We start from the raw sequence: 18,594 nt of genomic DNA, 5'->3' as shown, positions 1-18,594 counted from the left end.
CCAGCAAACCGCTGCCAATCACCGCGCCCCAGCGCCCTTTACGCAGACGTTATCCCCCGCTCGAACAGCACCACCGCCGCCCGCACCTTGCGCCCACCGAACAGGCTCATGCGCTGGAACTCGCCATGGCTCACCGGCAGGTGCTGGCAGTCCAGCGCCAACCGGTGCCGGCCGTGGTCGGTGTCCGGATCGTGCAGGTAGACGAAGTCGGCATTACAGCCAGTCACCAGCACCCAGTGCGGCGCCTTGCTGCCGGTCAGGCGGTAGTTGCTGATCAGCACCAGTGCCAGGCCGCCCTCGGCCAGCAGTGGCGGCAGGTCGAGCGGGCCGTAGCCGAGTTGCACGTCGGTGCCCTGCAGTTGCATGCAGAAATCCTCGTGTACCAGGCGCATCACCTCTTTCTTGTTGGCCTGGCGCACGCCATCGAGAAACAGCGGGCCGTCGTTGCTCAGTTGCAGACGCACGCGAAAACCGCGGCGCCAGGCGGCCAGAGCCAGCCCGTGCGGGCTGCAACCGCCGTGGCCTGAGGTCATGAACACGGTGGTTGCCTCACGCCACAGCCGCACCTCTTCCTGGCGTGTCGGTTGCAACTGCGGGCGCAGCGCGGCCATGGCCATCAACAGGCATGCCGGGCCACAGGTGAAGTCGGTGGTCTGCGCGTAATAGGGCACCTTGCGTGCCTCGCTGGCCGGGCGTTGGAGGATGCGCTTCTCGTAGCGCAGGGCGCTGACGTGGTCCTCGTAGTAGTTCTCGACCTGGGCGAAGCGTCGGTAGCCGTGGCGTTCATACAGTGCGATGGCGCGCGGGTTATCGACGCGCACCTCCAGGCGCAGGTAGGCGCGATCGTGCTCCAGCGCGCAGCGCTCGGCACGCTCCAGCAGTCGCGCACCAAGCCCTTCACCGCGCGCCGCTGGGGCGATGGCGATGGAGTACAGCCGCGCCAGCGAGGTGTTGCGATGGAACAGCAGCAGCGCGTAGCCCATCAATTGCCCATCGCGCTGTGCCACCAGCAAGCTGGCGTTGGCGTGGGCAATCATCCAGCGCAGGCTGCGGGCGTTGAGCCGGTCCGAGACGAAGCACTGGTTCTCGAGGGCCAGCAAGGCCGGCAGGTCTTCAAGTGTTGCCAGGCGAAATTCGATTTGCATGGGGCCGCCGTAAAAGTTGCGTAATGAAACGAGACATTCGAAAAACATCGTGCTTAATAGAAGCGTGTGTCCCAAACACAGGGCTTCAGGCAATGTCTTCGTTTCAAGAAACCTTATCGACCGGCTCCGAGGAAAGTGCGTTATCCGTCGTGCACGCTGCGAGTTATCCGCCGACGGGCACCCCCAAGTCAAGTCAATTGATGATTATCGTGGAGCGCCGTGAAGACTGGGCTTCGTACCTTCCAAGCGAAGATATGATGACCGCTCAGGAATACCTCGAACAATCGCCAGATCCTTCGCCGGGTCAACGTGTGCAAGTTATAAACTTGTGCCGAAACTATAAGTATCTGGGCCACGGTTATTATTGTTCTTTATTGGCCGAGGCCCGGGGTCATCATGTCATTCCGTCTGTAAAAAGTATCAGCGAACTGACGCGCAAGTCGTTATATGGGTTGGCGCTGGATGAGATGGCAGGCCGCCTGGAAAGTGCGTTGGTCAATCACCCTTATGGCGAAACCGAAGGTTTCACCTTGAGCCTGTATTTCGGTCGAACCGATCTGGAACCGCTGCAGGACATCGCTCGGCAGTTGTTCGAGGCGTTTCCCTGCCCGATCCTGCTGGTGGAGTTTCGCAAGACCACTTCCTGGCACATCGCCGGGGTCAAGGCCGGGGCGTTGCACAAGTTGCGGGAAAACCAGCAGGACCAGTTCGCCAACGCCCTGGACGGTTTCAGCCGCAGGATCTGGCGCCAGCCACGCTCACGGCGGATGGCGCGCTACGACCTCGCCATCCTGCATGACCCCGACGAGGCCCTGCCACCGTCCAATGCCAAGGCGCTGGAGCAGTTCGTCAAGGCCGGCCACCGCTTGGGTATCGATGTCGAGCTGATCGAGCGCAAGGACTATGCCCGCCTGGCCGAATACGACGCCTTGCTGATCCGTGAAACCACCAGCGTCGACAATCACACCTACCGTTTCGCCAAGAAGGCCGAAAGCGAAGGGCTGGTGGTGATGGACGATCCGGCATCGATCCTGCGTTGCACCAACAAGGTCTACCTGACCGACCTGCTGCGCAGCAACCGCCTGGCCATGCCGGCCAGCGAGATTCTCTACCGCGACAACCCGCAGGACCTGGAGCGGGTCGGCGAGCGCCTCGGTTTCCCATTGGTGCTGAAGATTCCTGACGGTTGTTTTTCCCGAGGCGTGATCAAGGTCAAGGACCAGGCCGAGCTGCTCGAGGCGACCAGCGAGCTGTTCGAACACTCGGTGCTGCTGCTGGCCCAGGAGTACCTCTACACCGAATACGACTGGCGTATCGGCGTGCTCAACCGCAAGCCGATCTTTGCCTGCCAGTACTTCATGTCCAAGGGCCACTGGCAGATCTTCAACCACCAGGCCAAGCGCGACGAGGTCAACGGCGAATGCCGCACCCTGGCCGTGCACGAAGCGCCACGGGCGGTGGTGGAGTTGGCGGTCAAGGCCGCCAACCTGATCGGTGACGGGCTGTACGGGGTGGACCTCAAGCAGGTGGGCGAGCGCGTGGTGGTCATCGAGGTCAACGACAACCCCAACCTGGATGCCGGCATCGAAGACGCCTACCTGCACGAAGATCTCTACACCCTGGTACTCGAAGAGTTCATCCGCCGCCTGGAGCAGAAGCGCCGCGGCCAGGCCTGGTAACGAGGATTGAGCATGATCACCTGCTATACCCTGGCCCACGGCCAGTTGCGCGAAGGTGACGGGCTGGACAGCGAGGTGCTGCTGTTCGTCGACCCCGACAGCGCCGAGCGCGAACTGCTGCAGGCATGGTTCCACCTGGATGCCCACGCCCTGGCCTCGGCGCTGGACCCGGACGAGGTGTCGCGCATCGAGGCGCATCGCGACGGCCTGTTCCTGATCTGGAAGCGCCCACAGAACTACTCCGGTGGTGACAGCTTCGCCTTTCAGGTGTCCTCCTTCGGCCTGTTGCTGGATGATCGTCGCCTGGTACTGATCGCCCCGGACAGCTCGCCGCTGGACGGCCTGGGCAATCGCCATGCGCTCGAGCGCCCGCTGGATGTGCTGCTGGGCATCCTGCTCGACAACCTGCACCACTACCTTGGCCACCTGAAGGTGATCAAGCTGGTTGGGCGCGAGTTGCAGCAGCGCTTCGAGCAGTCGCTGGAAAACCGTCACCTGATGCAGATGTTCAACCTCAGCGAGAGCCTGATCCACTACATCAACGCTATCCACAGCAACGGCGCAGTGCTTGCCCGCCTGCGCAGCCACGGCGAGAAGCAGCATTTCGATGCCGCGGCGCTGGCGCTGATCGACGACCTGGTCATCGAGAACACCCAGTGCCACAAACAGGCCGAGATCTATTCGATGGTGTTCGCCGGGTTGATGGACGCGCGCGGCAACCTGGCCAACAACGCGATGAACGAGACCCTGCGCAAGCTCACCCTGATCAACGTGGTGTTCCTGCCGCTGAACCTGATCGCCAGCATTGGCGGGATGTCCGAGTTCAGCATGATGACGGCCGGGGTGCCGTGGTGGGCGTCCTATTCATTGCTGGTGCTGGCGATGATGCTGCTGGGGGCGGGAATGGTACTGGGGCTCAAGCGCATGGCGCGGAGGATGGCATGAGCAATCTGCAGATAGGGCTGTGCGTGGTGTCGGTGATCGTGATCTTCGCGGTGGTGAACTACTACTGGGATCACCGTCGCGACCAGTAGCAACTGTCTTGCTCGAGATCTGAAGGTCCAGCCCAATTCCTGTGGGAGCGGGCTTGCCCGCGAAAAAACCTTCGCGGTGGATAGCATCGATTTGACCCGCCTTCGCAAGACCCGGTGTCGTGATCGAACAGCTTCATGGCGCGCTGGAACAATTTGCCCTGCACCCGCGCTGTTTGAATGAAGCCGATCTCGACGCCGCCGCTCGCCCAACCCGTGAACAACGTCAATAAAATCACTTGAGCCGCGTGCAACTCATTGTCCAGAAAGGAGATAGTTTTCGCCTACGCCTGCCCGTCCTTCCTTGTGTCAGCAAAAAGAGAACAAGATCAATGAACACCGTGGGAACTGATGGCAACCTTGCACAAGGTTTCAAGCCACGTCATGTAACGATGCTGTCCATCGCCGGCATCATCGGTGCAGGACTTTTCGTCGGCTCCGGACACGCCATCGCGGCTGCCGGGCCCGCCACCATCCTCTCCTATTTCGTTGCCGGCACGCTGGTCGTGCTGGTCATGCGCATGCTCGGCGAAATGGCCGTCGCCCATCCCGACACCGGATCGTTTTCCACCTACGCCGACCAGGCCATCGGCCGTTGGGCCGGCTACACCATCGGCTGGTTGTACTGGTGGTTCTGGGTGCTGGTCATTCCCATCGAAGCGTTGGCCGCAGGCCATGTGCTCAACGCCTGGTTCCCGCAGGTCGACAGCTGGATCTTTGCCCTCGCATCGGTATTGCTGCTGGCCTGCACCAACCTGTTCAGCGTGGCCAAGTACGGCGAGTTCGAGTTCTGGTTCGCGATCCTCAAAGTCACGGCGATCCTGGGCTTCATCGGCCTGGGTTTCGCCGCGCTGATGGGCTGGTTGCCCAACCGTGAAGTCAGTGGCCTGAGCACACTGATGAGCGAGCACGGCGGCTTCGCGCCCAAGGGCTGGTCGGCGGTGATCGGCGCCTTCATCACCGTGATGTTCAGCTTCATCGGTACGGAAGCGGTGACCATCGCCGCCTCCGAATCCAACGACCCGGCGCGCAACATCGCCAAGGCCACCCGCTCGGTGATCTGGAGGATCAGCACCTTCTACATCCTGTCGATCTTCGTGATCATCTCCGTGGTGCCGTGGAACGATCCGCAGCTTGCGGTGGTGGGCTCGTACCAGCGGGCGCTGGAGATCATGAACATCCCCAACGCATCGTTCATGGTCGACCTGGTGGTGCTGATCGCCGTGACCAGTTGCATGAACTCGTCGATCTACATCGCCTCGCGCATGATGTTCTCGCTGGCCAAGCGCGGCGACGCCCCGGCCATGCTCAAGCGCACCTCGAAGGTTGGCGTGCCGCGTGCGGCGGTGTTCGGCAGCACACTGATCGGGGCGGCCATCGCCATCCTCAACTACTTCGCCCCCAAGGGCGTGTTCGAGTTCCTGCTTGCCAGTTCTGGCGCCATCGCCCTGTTGGTGTACCTGGTGATCGCCATCTCGCAGTTGCGCATGCGCCGGCGCCTGGAGCGCGAGAGCACGGAACTGAAGTTCCGCATGTGGTTGTTCCCCTGGCTGACCTGGGGAGTGATCGTGTTCATCAGCTGCGCGCTGGCAGTGATGATGTATACCGAGGAGCACCGCGCGGAAGTCAGCGCCACGCTGAGCCTGGCAATCCTCATCTCGTTCCTCGGCATCGTCACCACGCGCGGGCATGGCCGCAAGATAGCGGTGCGCTCGATGGGCTAGGGTCTGTCTGAAATGTGTCTGCACGAAGGCCAGACAAGGCGAAACGGGGGGAGGAAGCGGAGTGTACTGGAGTACATGAGCATTCCGAGCCCCGTTTCAACGCAGTATGGGCGAGTGCAGATACATTTCAGGCAGAGCCTAGGCTGGGCGTATGTAACGGGTTACGACGAAGGGCGCTTTTACCAGGCGCCCCTCTGTCGTTTATCACAGCGACCTCGGAGCGGTCCGACATCTTTAGGATGCACCCCTGGATAGGCTTCCTGGCTTCGAACCATGCCAGGAACCCTTCGATGAAAGACCCACAGCAACATGACCACGCAACCAACGCCACACCCGCCAGGGAGGAGCGCTTCGATGAGGTCGTGAACCTCATCCACTCGGCACGACAACGCTGCATGCAAGCCGTCAACACGCAGCTCATCGAGCTGTATTGGCAGGTCGGTGCCTACATCAGTCGCAAGATCGAGAATGCCGAATGGGGCGATGCCGTGGTCAGCCAACTGGCCGCCCACCTGGCGCGTACACAGCCAGGATTGCGTGGATTCACGCGGCGTAACCTCTTCCGCATGCGCCAGTTCTACGAGACCTATCGCCATGAGGAGAAAGTGTCAGCACTGCTGACACAATTGCCCTGGACCCAGAACCTGACGATTCTCAGCCAAAGCAGGCACCCTGAAGAGCGCGAGTTCTACCTGCGCATGGCAATTCAGGAGAAGTGGTCGAGTCGCGAACTGGAGCGGCAGATGAAGGCCGCCCTGTTCGAGCGCAGCGTTGCCGACCCGCTCAAGGCATCAGCCTCTCTTGCCCAGGCCCACCCGCAAGCCCTCTCGGTGTTCCGTGATGCCTACCTGCTGGACTTCCTCGACCTGCCCCAGGGGCATGTCGAAGCCGATCTGCACAAGGGCTTGCTGCAGCGCTTGAAGGACTTTCTCGTGGAGCTTGGCCGCGACTTCTGCTTCGTTGGCTCGGAGTATCCACTGCAGGTCGGTGGGCGTGACTTTGCCGTGGATCTGGTGCTGTTCCATCGCGGGCTCAACTGCCTGGTCGCGGTGGAGCTGAAGGTCGGGCGCTTCGAGCCCGAGTACATGGGCAAGCTGGATTTCTATCTCGAGGCGCTGGATCGCAACGAGCGCAAGGCGCATGAAAACCCCGCCATCGGCGTACTGCTGTGCGCCAGCAAGCATGACGAGGTGGTCGAGTATGCGCTCAACCGCAGCCTGTCACCGGCCCTCGTCGCCGAGTACCAGACCTGCCTGCCGGACAAGGCGCTGCTGCAGGCCAAGCTGCAAGAGTTCTACGCCCTCGACGCACGCTGACTCTCCCCCGAAACCGACTCGATCCCTATCTGAACGCCAGCCCAACCGTTGTAGGAGCGGGCTTGCCCGCGAACACGGGCATAGCCCGTGCCAGGCAGCGCGATGTCTTTTTCGCGGGCAGCCCGCTCCCGCAAGTGCGCCGGAGCTATCACCACTCGTCAAATAATCAATTGACGAATATCAAAATCACTATTAGCTTAACCATTAAATCGAACAATAAATATCGCACAGCGATACGTGAGGCTTGAATTGTACGATCCATTGGTTGATGCGAACCCAGGCCGGGCCCAGCCCCATGCGCCGTCCTACTGGGCCGATACCGCAGGTTCGCCGGTCGCCGACGATGGCCCGGTGCGTGGCAACGAAGACGTCGAAGTGGCGATCATCGGTGCTGGCTACACCGGCCTCAGCTGCGCCCTGCACCTGGCCCGCGAGCACGGGGTGCGGGCGGTGGTGCTGGAGGCGAACCAGACTGCCTGGGGTTGCAGCGGACGCAATGGCAGCTTCGCGCGCATTTCCGGTGGCCGCGTACCGCTGGCTGCACTGATCGAGCGCTACGGCGCCGACACCGCGCGCCAGTACTTCAACGAGATGCGCCAGGCGCTGGACACCACCCGCGGCCTGATCCGCGACGGCAACATCGACTGCGACGTGCAGCCGGATGGCGTGTACAAGGTTGCCAGCAAGGCCATTCACGTCGAGTCGCTCAAGCGCGAAATGGGCCTGTACAACGACCTGCTCGACTACCCGGCCCGCTTCGTCGAAGCCGCCGACCTGCAGGCGGTACACGCGGGTGCCGAGTCGTTCGGTGCACTGCACATGCCCGACGGTTTCAGCATGCATCCGCTGAAACTGGCCTGGGGCGTACAGCGCATGGCCCGCGAGGCTGGCGCGCGAGTGCACACCGGCTCGCCGGTGACCGCCTGGACCAGCAGCGCGCAGGGCCATCGCCTGGTCACGCCAGGCGGAGTGATCACCGCGCGCAAGGTGGTGGTTGCCACCAACGGCTACACCTCGCGGCAACTGCACCCGGCACTGACCGGGCGGATCCTGCCGGTGCATTCGCAGATCATCGTCACCCGGCCGATGAGCGCCGCCGAAAAGCAGGCCAGCCTGCCGGGTGCCGACTGCATGTTCGACACCCGCAACCTGCTGTTCTATTACCGCCGCCTGCCGGACGATCGCATTCTCTTCGGCGGTCGCAGCGCGGTGAATGGCCGCGACGCGGAAAACCCGCTGCACCGCGAACGCCTGCTGGCTGCGCTGTGTCGCAAGTTCCCCGCGCTGCAGGGCATCGACGTGGATTACAACTGGGGCGGCTGGGTCGCGGTGACCAACAACTCGCTGCCGCACTGCTACCCGATCCAGGGCGTGGCCAATGCCTACACCGGCGGCGGCTATGCCGGCAGTGGCGTGTCGTTCTCGCTGCAGACCGGCAAACGCCTGGCGCAGATGGCCTGCGGTGAAGCCCGGCCCACACCGGTGCCGTTCCTGCACCAGGCGCCCAAGCCGTTCCCGTTCCAATCCTTCCTGCGTGTCGGCCAGCGCATGGCCTACGCCTGGTATCGCTTCAAGGACGCCGAGCGCGCGTCCGTCTAACTGGAGAGCGTCATGATCTATAGCGAGTACCTTATCGACGGTGAGCTGGTGCGCGGGCAGGGCGACGAGTCGCCGATCCTGGCGCCAGCCGACGAGCGTGTGCTGCATGTGCTGGCCGATGCCTCGCCGGCCCAGTTGGATGCCGCCGTCGATGCCGCCGAGCGTGCCTTCACCGGTTGGGCGCGCACGCCACCGCGCCAGCGCGGCTACCTGCTGCTCAAGCTGGCCGAGCGCATCGAAGCCGACGCCCAGGCGCTCGGCACCCTGGAAAGCCAGAACTGCGGCAAGCCGCTGCAAAAGGCGATTGGCCACGAAGTGCCGGCGGTCGCTGATGTGTTCCGCTTCTTCGCCGGGGCTGCGCGTTGCCTGCCGGGCAGCGCCGCCGGTGAATACGTCGCCGGCAGCACCAGCATGATCCGTCGCGACCCGCTCGGCGTGGTCGGGCTGATCGCGCCGTGGAACTACCCGCTGCTGATGGCCGCCTGGAAGCTGGCCCCGGCCCTGGCCGCCGGCAACACCGTGGTGTTCAAACCGTCCGAGCTGACGCCACTGAGCGCCCTGTACCTGGCGCGGCTGTGTGCCGAGATCTTCCCGCGCGGGGTGGTCAACATTCTCTCCGGGCGCGGTGCCACCCTCGGCGCGCAGCTCAGCGCCCATCCCAAGGTGCGCATGGTCTCGGTCACCGGTGACATCGCCACCGGGCAGGCCGTGGTCCGCGCCGCTGCCGGCAACCTCAAGCGTACCCACCTGGAGCTGGGTGGCAAGGCGCCGGTGCTGGTGTTCGCCGATGCCGACATCCCGGCTGCAGTGCGCACGATGCGTACCGGCGGCTACTACAACGCCGGGCAGGACTGCACCGCAGCCTGCCGCGTGTATGTCGCCGAGTCGGTGCGCGAGCAGTTCCTCGAACAACTGGCTGCCGAGGTCTCGACCCTGCGTACCGGGCACCCGGAAGATCCGGCCAGCGACTTCGGCCCGCTGATCAGCCGTCGCCAGCAAGAGCGCGTGCAGGGCTTCGTCGAGCGTGCCGCGGCGCTGGCGCACAGCGAAGTGCTGGTCGGCGGCAAGGTTGTCGATGGCCCGGGTTTCTTCTTCCAGCCGACCGTCATCGCCGGTGTGCGCCAGGACGACGAGATCGTGCAGAAGGAAGTGTTCGGGCCGGTGGTGTCGGTCACGGCGTTCGACGATGAAGAGCAGGTGCTCACCTGGGCCAACGAAAGCGAATACGGCCTGTCGGCCTCGGTATGGACGCGCGATGTGAAGAAGGCCATGCGCACCGCCAGCCAACTGCAGTACGGTTGTGTCTGGGTCAACCAGCACATGACCCTGGCCACCGAGATGCCCCATGGCGGGCTGCGCCAGTCGGGCTACGGCAAGGACCTGAGCCTGTACGGTCTGGAGGATTACACCAGCGTGCGGCACATCATGATCGACATCGGCTGAGGCCGGGCAACTACACAAGAACACAAGAACACAACAACAAGCAGGGATGACTGCAGGACTGGATGTCCAGACGTTTCGCCAACTGTCTAACTACAACAAATGCAGGGGTTGAACATGAAACGATTCGAATGGCGTGCAGGCACCGTGGCGGTATTGCTGGGGCTGTGCACCTGGCAGGCCCACGCGGCCGAAAGCGTGACCTTCGCCGGCTGGGGTGGCGCCTTGCAGGACGCCGAACGCAAGGCCTACCTGGAGCCCGCGGCGAAGAACCTGGGCATCGCCGTCAAGGAAGACAACATGGACGGCCTGGCGGCGGTACGCGCCCAGGTGATGTCCGGCAAGCCCAAGTGGGATGTGGTTGAGCTGGCCTCCAACGACTGCATGGTGGCCGAGAAGGAAGGCCTGACCGAGCCGCTGGACTTCTCGGTCATCAAGACCGAGGGCGTCGATCCCAGGTTCTACGGCAAGAACTGGATCGCCAGCCATGCCTACTCGACGGTCCTGGCCTGGAGCACCGACGGCGATGCCGCCAAGGCCCAGACCTGGAAAGACTTCTTCGATCCGTCCGTGAAGGGGCCGCGCGCCCTGTACCGCAACCCGTTCACCACGCTCGAAGTGGCCCTGCTGGCCGACGGCGTGGCGCCCAAGGATCTTTACCCGCTGGACGTCGAGCGCGCCTTCAAGGTGCTCGAGCGGATCAAGCCGCAGGTGGTCAACTGGTGGAGCAGCGGCACCGATTCGGCGCAGCTGCTGCGCAGCCATGAGGTGGATTTCCTGGCCATCTGGGCCTCGCGTGTCGAAGACCTGAAGAAGGCCGGCCAGCCGGTGGACTACACCTACGACAAGGCGCTGCTCGACTATGACTGCGTAGTAGTGCCCAAGGGCGCGCCGAACAAGGCCCAGGCCATGAAGCTGATCGCGCAGATCATGTCGCCGCAAAGCCAGGCCATGCTTGCCACGCTGATCCCCAATCCGCCGGTCAACAGCAAAGCCTTCGACACCGGCATCATCCCGGCGGAGCTGGCCAGCAAGCTGCCCACGGCACCTGCCAACGTCGACAAGGTGGCCTTCTTCGACCCGGCCTGGTGGCAAGGTCGCCAGGCCGAACTCCAGCAACGTTTCGACCTGTTCATCCAGAACTGATCGACCTTTCCGCGCCCGCTGCGAACGGGCGCGCACCTGGAGAAAAGCACATGCACAAACACATGATCAAAGGCGCTGCGTTCAGCCTGCTGGCCAGCGCACTGTTCGCTGCCACCGCACATGCCGACGGCGGTATCACCTTCGCCGGCTGGGGTGGCGCCCTGCAGGACGCCGAGCGCAAGGCGTACCTGGAACCTGCCGCCAAGGCGCTGAACATTGCCATCCGCGAAGACAACATGAACGGCCTGGCCGCCGTGCGCGCCCAGGTGATGTCGGGCAAGCCGAAGTGGGACCTGGTCGAGCTGGGCATCACCGACTGCGTGCAGGCCGAGAAAGAAGGGCTGTCCGAGCCGCTGGACAAAAGCGTGATCGACACCCGTGACATCGACCCGGCCGTGGTCGGCAACAACTGGATCGCCAGCCATGCCTACGCCTCGGTGGTGGCCTGGGCCAAAGACACCGGCAAGCCGGTGGCCCAGACCTGGCAGGCGTTCTTCGACCCCAACGTCAAAGGCGCACGGGCCATGTACACCAAGCCCTGGCAAACGCTGGAGGCCGCGCTGATCGGCGATGGCGTGGCCCCGGCGCAGCTGTATCCCCTGGACATCGACCGCGCGTTCAAGGCCCTGGAGCGGATCAAGCCGCAGGTCGTCAACTGGTGGAGCGCCGGTGCCGATTCGGCGCAATTGCTGCGCAGCCGCGAGGTGGACTTCCTGGCGATCTGGAACGGGCGCGTGGCCGAGGTGGCCAAGTCCGACGATGCGGTCGACTACAGTTTCGATGGCGCCATCCTCAGCTACGACTGCCTGATCGTGCCGCGCGGTGCGCAGAACAAGGACCTGGCCATGCGCGTGATCAACCAGATCATGCAGCCGACCAGCCAGGCGACGCTGGCGACCTTGATCCCCTACGCGCCGGTCAACAGCCGCGCCTACGAGATCGGCCTGATCAGCGCCGAGCAGGCCAGCCGTCTGCCGACCTCGCCGCAGAACATTGCCAAGGTGGCGAAGATCGACCCGCATTGGTGGGTGCAGAACCAGCAGGCGGTGCAGCAGCGTTTCGAGTTGTTCATCGCCCACTAGGACGAGGCGGGTCGTGCTGGCCCGCGTCATAACCCGTGTTCCGTGCCGCTTGCGGCCCCGAGTCTGACCATGTCTGAAGATACGAAGCTCTCGACCTCCATCGACATCGAGCATGTCACCAAGACCTACGGCAGTTTTGCCGCGCTCGATGACGTCTCCCTGAACATCCGCAGTGGCGAGTTCCTGTCGCTGCTGGGCTCGTCCGGTTCGGGCAAGACCACCTTGCTGATGGCCCTGGCCGGCTTCGTGCGCCCGGACGCCGGCAGCATCCGCTTCGGCGGGCGGGAAATGGTGTTCGAGCCGCCGCACAAGCGCGACCTGGGCATGATGTTCCAGAACTACGCACTGTTCCCGCACATGAACGTGTTCCAGAACGTCGCCTACCCGCTGAAGCTGCGCGGCTACAGCCGTGACGAGATCCGCAAGCGGGTCGGCGAGGCGCTGGAGATGGTCGAACTGGACAAGCTGGTCGGGCGGCGCATCGACGAGATGTCCGGTGGTCAGCGCCAGCGTATCGCCCTGGCCCGGGCGATCGTCTTCGAGCCGAAGATCCTGCTGATGGACGAGCCGCTGTCGGCGCTGGACAAACGCCTGCGCGAAACCATGCAGCTGGAGATCCGCCGCCTGCACGAGCGCCTGGGCATGACCGTGGTCTACGTCACCCACGACCAGCGCGAGGCACTGACCATGTCCGACCGCATCGCGGTGATGAGCCAAGGCCGGATCCAGCAGATCGACACCCCCGAGAGCCTCTATGAACGCCCGGCCAACCGCTTCATCGCCGAGTTCGTCGGCGAGTCGTCGTTCCTGCCGGTGGCCATGCGCGAGGGCAGGGCGTGGTTCCGCGACCAGCCGTTGCAGGCGGTGTTCAGCGAAGGCTGCCTGAATAACCCGAGCATCCTCCTGCGCCCCGAGAAACTGCGCTTCGTCGATGACGGCCAGCAGGGCCTGAACCTGTTCCGTGGGCAGGTCCACGACGTCATCTACCAGGGCGAAAGCCAGTTGCTGCAAGTGGACCTGGGCGAGGGCACGCAGGTGTCGATCCGCCGCCCCTCGCGCAGCTCCTCCGGTGACCGCCTGCCAACGCGTGGCGATCGCGTGGTGCTCGGCCTGCACCCGCAGGACAGCCTGATCGTGGGGGACTCGGCATGACTGCGCTCAACCTGCAAGGCGCGCTGCATGGCCAGGCCCTGCAACGCGCGGGCAAGCGCCACGGCTGGTTCCTGCTCTCTCCAATGCTGCCCGCGCTGCTGTTGGTGCTGGTGACCTTCGTGCTGCCGATCGGCTGGCTGTTCGGCCTGTCACTGTTCGATGCCGACGGCAACCTCAGCGCCGAGAACTACACGCGCCTGCTGCAACCGATCTACGTGCTGGCGTTCACCCAGACCTTCAAGATCGCCCTGATCGTCACCGTGGTCTGCGTGTTGCTCGGCTACCCCTACGCCTACTTCATGGTCCACGCACCGCGCCGCCTGGCGGGCCTGGCGATGGCGCTGCTGCTGATCTCGCTGTGGACCTCGCTGCTGGTGCGCACCTACGCCTGGCTGGTGCTGCTGCAGCGGCGCGGCCTGGTCAACGACGTGCTGACCTCGCTGGGCATCGTCGACACGCCGCTGGCGCTGGTGCACAACCTCACCGGCACAGTGATCGGCATGACCCACATCATGCTGCCGTACATGGTGCTGCCGCTGTATGCGGCGATGAAGAGCATCAACCCGCTGTACCTGCAGGCGGCCTCGACCTTCGGCGCATCGCCGGTGCGGGCGTTTCGCGATGTGTTCCTGCCGCTGTCGCTGCCGGGCCTGGCTGCGGGCGCGACCTTGGTGTTCGTGCTCAGCCTGGGCTTCTACGTGACCCCGGCGCTGCTCGGTGGCGGCAAGGTGCAGATGCTGTCGATGCGCATCGAGAGCGATGTGTCGATGTACGCCAACTGGGGCGCCGCCTCGTCGCTGGGCGTGGTGCTGCTGGTGGCCACCCTGCTGATCCTGTTCATCGTCAAGAAGATCGCCGGCCTGGGCCGGCGTAGCGAGTGAAGCCATGAACCGACCCCTGAACCACTGGCTGGGCCTGGCCGCCCGCCGCGCCTGGCTGTACTTGCTGGTGCTGGCGATCATGGTGTTCCTGCTGACGCCAACCCTGATCGTGCTGCCGATGTCGCTGTCGGATGCGCGCTACCTGAGCTTTCCGCCCAAGTCGCTGAGCCTGCAGCCGTTCTTCAGCTATTTCGCCTCGATCGAGTGGCAGAGCGCTACGCGCATCTCGCTGATCACCGCGACCCTGACCATGATCCTGGCCACCACCCTGGGCACCGCGGCGGCCTACGCCCTGCACAACAGCCAGCAACGCTACCTGGGTGTGCTGCGCGGGTTGATGATGGCGCCGATGATCGTACCGTCGATCTTCATCGCTATCGGCCTGTTCTTCGTCTATGCGCGGCTCGACCTGAACAACAGCATTCCGGGGCTGGTGCTGGCGCACACGTTGTTGGCACTGCCCTACGTGATCATCAACGTCGGCGCCGGGCTCAAGAGCTACGACATGACCCAGGAACACGCCGCCTGCATTCTTGGCGCCAGCCGCCTGCGTGCATTCTTCGACGTGACCCTGCCGCAGATCCGCTTCTCGGTGGTGTCTGCGGCCATGCTGGCATTCGCCGTGTCGCTGGATGAGGCGGTGATCTCGCTGTTCATCAGTGGCGGCGACAGCGCCACCCTGACCAAGCGCATGTTCAGCTCGCTGCGTTCGGAGATCGATCCGTTGATCGCCGTGGTCGCTACCTTGATGACGCTGTTGTCGATCATCATGCTGGCGGTCAGCCTCACTGCGCAGCGTCGCGCCCAGCGCCGGAGCGAGTCATGAGCCTGCGCCTGCCAGGCGCCAGTGGCGCGCCGCTGAGCTTCAGCTGGAATGGCCGCCGGCTGCAGGCCCTGGCTGGCGACAGCGTCGCCCAGGCACTGCTGGCCAACGGCATTCGCGGCCTGGCCTGGACGCGCAAGGCGCACCGGCCCATGGGCCTGTCGGGGCTCTACACCACGGGCGTGCTGGCGCGTGTCGATGGCGTACCCAACGTGCGCCTGGACCAGTGCCTGGTGCGCGAAGGCATGCAGGTCAGTCGGCAGAACAGCTGGCCGAGCCCACGCTTCGACCTGCTGCGCCTGGCGCGGCTGGTGCCGTCCGGCTGGATCAAGGGCGGTTTCGAACAGAGCAACCTGGTGCCCAGTGGCGGCCGACTGTTCCAGCACTGGGAGGCGTTGCTGGCGTTCCTGGCCGGGGTGGCCGAGCCCGCCGACCAGGGCTTCGCCGGCCCACCTCCGCCAGGCCAGCGGCTGCAAGCCGAGGTGTTGGTGATCGGTGCCGGGCCTGCTGGCTGCGCAGCGGCCAACCGGGCTGTGCAGGAGGGGCGCGAGGTGCTGCTGGTGTCCCGTGGCGAGTCGCCCGCGCGCTATGCTCGGCAAGCCGGTGCAGCGCTGCCGACGCTCGATCCGCGCGTGCGCTGCCTGTTCGGGGTGGAGGTGTTCGGTGCCTACCGTGAAGGTCGGCTGCTGCTCGGCGCACCGATCGATTCTGCACGCGGCGCCGTGGCGCTGGAGGCCGGCGAGGTGATCCTGGCCACCGGGCGCAGGGTGGTGCCGACCTTGGTCGCCGGTGCCTGGCTGCCCGGGGTGATGGATGCGCGCACGGCCCTGGCACTGGCCAGCGACCGCCGCATTGCGCCGGGCAAATCGGTGGTCGTGCTTGGCGACGGGCAACAGCAGGCCTTGGCCAACCGCCTGCGCCAGTTGGGGGTGCAGGTGGTGGCCGTGGCCCAGGTCAGTGAGCTGCAGCGGGTCGTGGGGCACAACCGGGTCAGGGCTGTACAACTCGAGCGCCTGCAGCCCTGCGATGCGCTGGTGCTGGCCGGCCCCGGGCTGTTCGACGACAGCCTGAGCTTCCAGGCCTCGGCCAGTGGGCGGCTGCAACTGGTCGGTGCGCGTTCTTCGCTACGCCGCGCAGGCAGCGCCGCCGAACCGGACCCGGCGCTGGCGCCCGCACAGGATGCTGCCGTGTTGCTGTGTCCGTGCTTCGACGTATCCGGGCGCGAGGTCGATGAATTGCTGGAGCAAGGCATCGACGACCTGGAGGTGATCAAGCGCCTGACCTCCTGCGGCATGGGCCCGTGCCAGGGCCAACCGTGCTGGGACTCGCTGCGAGCCTACGTCGCCGGGCGCCTCGGCGTGCCCCTGCTGCAACTGGCCCGACCGACCCTGCGCCCGCCGCGCCGGGCCCTGACCGTGGCCCAGGCCGCCGGTCTTTGCGACGTCGTGGAGCCTCTGCAATGAACCTGAAAGCCCCGCTGCCCAAGCGCTGCAGCATCCTCATCGTCGGCGCCGGCATCCAAGGCCTGTCGCTGGCGTTCAACCTGGCCGAGCGCGGCGTGCGCGACATTCTCGTGCTGGATGCCGGCTACTGGCAGGGCGGTGCGTCGGGGCGCAACGGCACCCTGATCCGTGGTGCCTTCAGCTCGGTGGAGTGGACGCGCTTCTTTGCCTACTCCAACCAGCTCTGGCATGGCCTGTCGCGGCGCCTGGGCGAGAACGTCATGTACTCGATGCGCGGCTACAGCATGATCGGCGAGCGCACGGCCACCGCCGAACTGCTGCACCGTACCCGCGAAGTGCACCGCGAATGCGGCATCGATTCGCAGCTGCTCGACCCGGCACAGTTGCGCAGGGTGCTGCCGGCCCTGGCCCACGAACGGGTCAGCGCCGCCCTGCACCTGCCGGGCAGTGGCGTGGCACCGCACCATGCGGCGATGCATGCCTATCACAAGGCCTGCGAGCGCCTGGGCGTGACCCTGCGCTATCGCACGCCGGTCGCGGCCATCGACCGCAGCGCGGGCCGCGTCAGCGGCGTGCGGGTAGGGGAGCAACGCATCGATGCCGACGTCGTGGTGCTCGCCGGCGGCGCCAACAGCAATGCCCTGGCGCAGATGGCCGGCGTGCCACTGGAGGGTTATCCGATGCGCCTCGAAGCCATGGCCCTGGAGCCGACCCGCCCGCTGATCGGCCCGGCCGTGGCCCTGCTCGACCGGCTCTGCTACATGCACCAGACCGCCCGTGGCGAGGTGGTGGGCGGCGCCGAGGTGGCCGAGCGCCCGCAGGACACCCTCAATGCCGACGTCCCGGTGATGGCGGCGACCGCGAAGGCCTACATGGAGATGTTCCCGCAACTGGGCCAGGCGCGTATCCTTCGCCAGTGGGCCGGGCTGGTCCACATTTCGCCCGATTTCGGGCCATTGCTGGGGGCGCATCCCGCCTTGCCGGGGCTGTTCGTCAGTGCCGGCTGGTGCTACGGCCATGCCGGGGCGCCGGCGGCCGGCGAGCTGCTGGCCAGGGCCATCGTCGAAGGGACGGTGGACGAACGCATGAAACCCTTCGCTGTCGAGCGCTTCGTACAAGGGCGTCCGGTGGTCGAGCCGGGCATCGTGCTGAGTCATTTCGAATGAACAACCGTGAATGGGAGCATCCTTTCGCGGCGGCCGAGCCGGCCGTCCGGGTTGCCTCCCTCAGAGCTGTCAAAAAAGGATCGAACGCCATGAGCGCCGCTGAAGAATCGCCCCTGTTCGTCACCGCCCTGTCCAAGGGGCTGGCGGTCGTCACTGCGTTTCGCAGTGGCCGGCCGAGCATGAACCTGGTCGAGCTGGCCGAAGCCACGGGCCTGAACAAGAGCACGGTGCAGCGCTCGGTGTACACCCTCGAAACCCTCGGCTATCTGGCCAAGGATGCCGTGACCAAGCGCTATCGCCTGACCCCGCGCTCGCTCGACCTGGGCTCGGGCTACCTGCAGACCAGCGAGCTGGTCGAGCGCGCCAACCCCTACCTGCACGAGCTCAACCGCGACACCGGCGAGAGCTGCAACCTGCTCGAGCCCTGCGGCATGGACATGCTCTATGTGGCGCGCTTCCCCAGCCACAAGCAGATCCCGATCCACGTGCCACTGGGCCGTCACCTGCCGATGTACTGCACCGCCGCCGGCCGTGCCTACCTGGCGGCGCTGCCGGAGCGCGAGAGCGAGGCCATCCTCGATGCCTCGCAGCTGATCGCGCACACCTCCAGCACCGTGACCGACCGCGAGCGCCTGCGCGAGATCATCGCCAATGCGCGCAAGGACGGCCATGCCTTCGCCAGCGAGCAGTACTACGTCGGTGACATCAGCGTGGCGGCGGCGGTGGTCAATGCCGATGGCTACCCGCTGGGCGCGGTCAACGTCGCCGTGCCGCTGGGGCGTTGGAGCCTGGAGGAGGCCAGGAAGGACCTGGCGCCGAAGGTGATCAACACCGCGCGTTCGATTGCCAGTGCCGTGCGCAGCCTGCGCCCTTTGACCTGAAAAACCCTGTGAAGCCCTGTGGGAGCGGTGAATCCGCTCCTGCACGGCACCGCTTTGCCCAAAAAC

General features: G+C 65.0%; 15 protein-coding genes. 14 read left to right on the top strand and 1 reads right to left on the bottom strand.

All coding sequences use genetic code 11. The annotated features are described in order from the left end of the window. Positions 1–38 precede the first annotated feature (38 nt). Complete coding sequence (locus ACTYOL_RS24120; protein WP_444757213.1) at positions 39–1,145, bottom strand: peptidase C39 family protein; 1,107 nt, start codon at positions 1,143–1,145, stop codon at positions 39–41. 200 nt (positions 1,146–1,345) lie between these two features. Here ACTYOL_RS24120 and ACTYOL_RS24115 point away from each other — a divergent pair, with 200 nt between their 5' ends. The 14 genes from ACTYOL_RS24115 to ACTYOL_RS24050 all read left to right on the top strand — a co-directional run bounded on the left by ACTYOL_RS24115 (position 1,346) and on the right by ACTYOL_RS24050 (position 18,528). Beyond that, entirely contained in the window at positions 1,346–2,824 is a 1,479-nt protein-coding gene (locus tag ACTYOL_RS24115; RefSeq protein WP_231100340.1) for a RimK family protein, read from the top strand. Between the two features lie 12 nt (positions 2,825–2,836). Next, positions 2,837–3,769: a magnesium transporter CorA family protein gene (locus ACTYOL_RS24110; RefSeq protein WP_054894285.1), complete on the top strand. Its 933-nt coding sequence runs from the start codon at positions 2,837–2,839 to the stop codon at positions 3,767–3,769. A gap of 418 nt (positions 3,770–4,187) precedes the next feature. After that, positions 4,188–5,579, top strand: a complete 1,392-nt coding sequence (gene gabP / locus ACTYOL_RS24105; protein WP_444757212.1) for a GABA permease — start codon at positions 4,188–4,190, stop codon at positions 5,577–5,579. A gap of 290 nt (positions 5,580–5,869) precedes the next feature. Then, complete coding sequence (locus ACTYOL_RS24100) at positions 5,870–6,895, top strand: PDDEXK nuclease domain-containing protein (protein ID WP_444757211.1); 1,026 nt, start codon at positions 5,870–5,872, stop codon at positions 6,893–6,895. Positions 6,896–7,144: 249 nt separating this feature from the next. Further along, on the top strand, positions 7,145–8,494 hold the full coding sequence (locus ACTYOL_RS24095; protein ID WP_153774147.1) for an NAD(P)/FAD-dependent oxidoreductase: 1,350 nt from the start codon (positions 7,145–7,147) through the stop codon (positions 8,492–8,494). A gap of 12 nt (positions 8,495–8,506) precedes the next feature. Further along, positions 8,507–9,937, top strand: a complete 1,431-nt coding sequence (locus ACTYOL_RS24090) for a gamma-aminobutyraldehyde dehydrogenase (RefSeq protein ID WP_234465104.1) — start codon at positions 8,507–8,509, stop codon at positions 9,935–9,937. A 114-nt stretch (positions 9,938–10,051) separates the two neighbouring features. Then, positions 10,052–11,080, top strand: coding sequence for an ABC transporter substrate-binding protein (locus tag ACTYOL_RS24085; protein WP_197893275.1), 1,029 nt, complete (start codon positions 10,052–10,054; stop codon positions 11,078–11,080). 50 nt (positions 11,081–11,130) lie between these two features. Continuing rightward, on the top strand, positions 11,131–12,162 hold the full coding sequence (locus ACTYOL_RS24080) for an ABC transporter substrate-binding protein (protein WP_151925017.1): 1,032 nt from the start codon (positions 11,131–11,133) through the stop codon (positions 12,160–12,162). 69 nt (positions 12,163–12,231) lie between these two features. Then, positions 12,232–13,314: an ABC transporter ATP-binding protein gene (locus ACTYOL_RS24075; protein WP_063546196.1), complete on the top strand. Its 1,083-nt coding sequence runs from the start codon at positions 12,232–12,234 to the stop codon at positions 13,312–13,314. Next, positions 13,311–14,195 carry an ABC transporter permease gene (locus ACTYOL_RS24070; RefSeq protein WP_153774146.1) on the top strand — a complete coding sequence of 295 codons (885 nt, stop codon included), beginning with the start codon at positions 13,311–13,313 and terminating at the stop codon, positions 14,193–14,195. Before ACTYOL_RS24075 ends, ACTYOL_RS24070 begins: the two co-directional genes overlap by 4 nt. Before the next feature lie 4 nt (positions 14,196–14,199). Next, positions 14,200–15,021, top strand: coding sequence for an ABC transporter permease (locus ACTYOL_RS24065; protein ID WP_054894290.1), 822 nt, complete (start codon positions 14,200–14,202; stop codon positions 15,019–15,021). After that, entirely contained in the window at positions 15,018–16,481 is a 1,464-nt protein-coding gene (locus ACTYOL_RS24060; RefSeq protein ID WP_197893276.1) for a 2Fe-2S iron-sulfur cluster-binding protein, read from the top strand. The genes ACTYOL_RS24065 and ACTYOL_RS24060 overlap by 4 nt, the downstream gene beginning before the upstream one ends. Continuing rightward, positions 16,478–17,647 carry an NAD(P)/FAD-dependent oxidoreductase gene (locus tag ACTYOL_RS24055; protein WP_054894292.1) on the top strand — a complete coding sequence of 390 codons (1,170 nt, stop codon included), beginning with the start codon at positions 16,478–16,480 and terminating at the stop codon, positions 17,645–17,647. Before ACTYOL_RS24060 ends, ACTYOL_RS24055 begins: the two co-directional genes overlap by 4 nt. A gap of 89 nt (positions 17,648–17,736) precedes the next feature. After that, positions 17,737–18,528: an IclR family transcriptional regulator gene (locus ACTYOL_RS24050; protein ID WP_054894293.1), complete on the top strand. Its 792-nt coding sequence runs from the start codon at positions 17,737–17,739 to the stop codon at positions 18,526–18,528. The last annotated feature ends 66 nt before the right edge of the window (positions 18,529–18,594 follow it).

This window comes from Pseudomonas sp. A014, assembly GCF_052378495.1.
Classification (GTDB): domain Bacteria; phylum Pseudomonadota; class Gammaproteobacteria; order Pseudomonadales; family Pseudomonadaceae; genus Aquipseudomonas; species Aquipseudomonas machongensis.
The sequence above is the reverse complement of the archived record's forward strand: the minus strand, read 5'-3'. Positions and strand labels throughout refer to the sequence as shown.

Excerpts from the sequence above, each read along its gene's own strand:
- ACTYOL_RS24120 (WP_444757213.1), bottom strand. The coding sequence starts at position 1,145 with ATGCAAATCGAATTTCGCCTGGCAACACTTGAAGACCTGCCGGCCTTG.
- ACTYOL_RS24115 (WP_231100340.1), top strand. The coding sequence starts at position 1,346 with ATGATTATCGTGGAGCGCCGTGAAGACTGGGCTTCGTACCTTCCAAGC.
- ACTYOL_RS24110 (WP_054894285.1), top strand. The coding sequence starts at position 2,837 with ATGATCACCTGCTATACCCTGGCCCACGGCCAGTTGCGCGAAGGTGAC.
- gabP (WP_444757212.1), top strand. The coding sequence starts at position 4,188 with ATGAACACCGTGGGAACTGATGGCAACCTTGCACAAGGTTTCAAGCCA.
- ACTYOL_RS24100 (WP_444757211.1), top strand. The coding sequence starts at position 5,870 with ATGAAAGACCCACAGCAACATGACCACGCAACCAACGCCACACCCGCC.
- ACTYOL_RS24090 (WP_234465104.1), top strand. The coding sequence starts at position 8,507 with ATGATCTATAGCGAGTACCTTATCGACGGTGAGCTGGTGCGCGGGCAG.
- ACTYOL_RS24085 (WP_197893275.1), top strand. The coding sequence starts at position 10,052 with ATGAAACGATTCGAATGGCGTGCAGGCACCGTGGCGGTATTGCTGGGG.
- ACTYOL_RS24080 (WP_151925017.1), top strand. The coding sequence starts at position 11,131 with ATGCACAAACACATGATCAAAGGCGCTGCGTTCAGCCTGCTGGCCAGC.
- ACTYOL_RS24075 (WP_063546196.1), top strand. The coding sequence starts at position 12,232 with ATGTCTGAAGATACGAAGCTCTCGACCTCCATCGACATCGAGCATGTC.
- ACTYOL_RS24070 (WP_153774146.1), top strand. The coding sequence starts at position 13,311 with ATGACTGCGCTCAACCTGCAAGGCGCGCTGCATGGCCAGGCCCTGCAA.
- ACTYOL_RS24065 (WP_054894290.1), top strand. The coding sequence starts at position 14,200 with ATGAACCGACCCCTGAACCACTGGCTGGGCCTGGCCGCCCGCCGCGCC.
- ACTYOL_RS24060 (WP_197893276.1), top strand. The coding sequence starts at position 15,018 with ATGAGCCTGCGCCTGCCAGGCGCCAGTGGCGCGCCGCTGAGCTTCAGC.
- ACTYOL_RS24055 (WP_054894292.1), top strand. The coding sequence starts at position 16,478 with ATGAACCTGAAAGCCCCGCTGCCCAAGCGCTGCAGCATCCTCATCGTC.
- ACTYOL_RS24050 (WP_054894293.1), top strand. The coding sequence starts at position 17,737 with ATGAGCGCCGCTGAAGAATCGCCCCTGTTCGTCACCGCCCTGTCCAAG.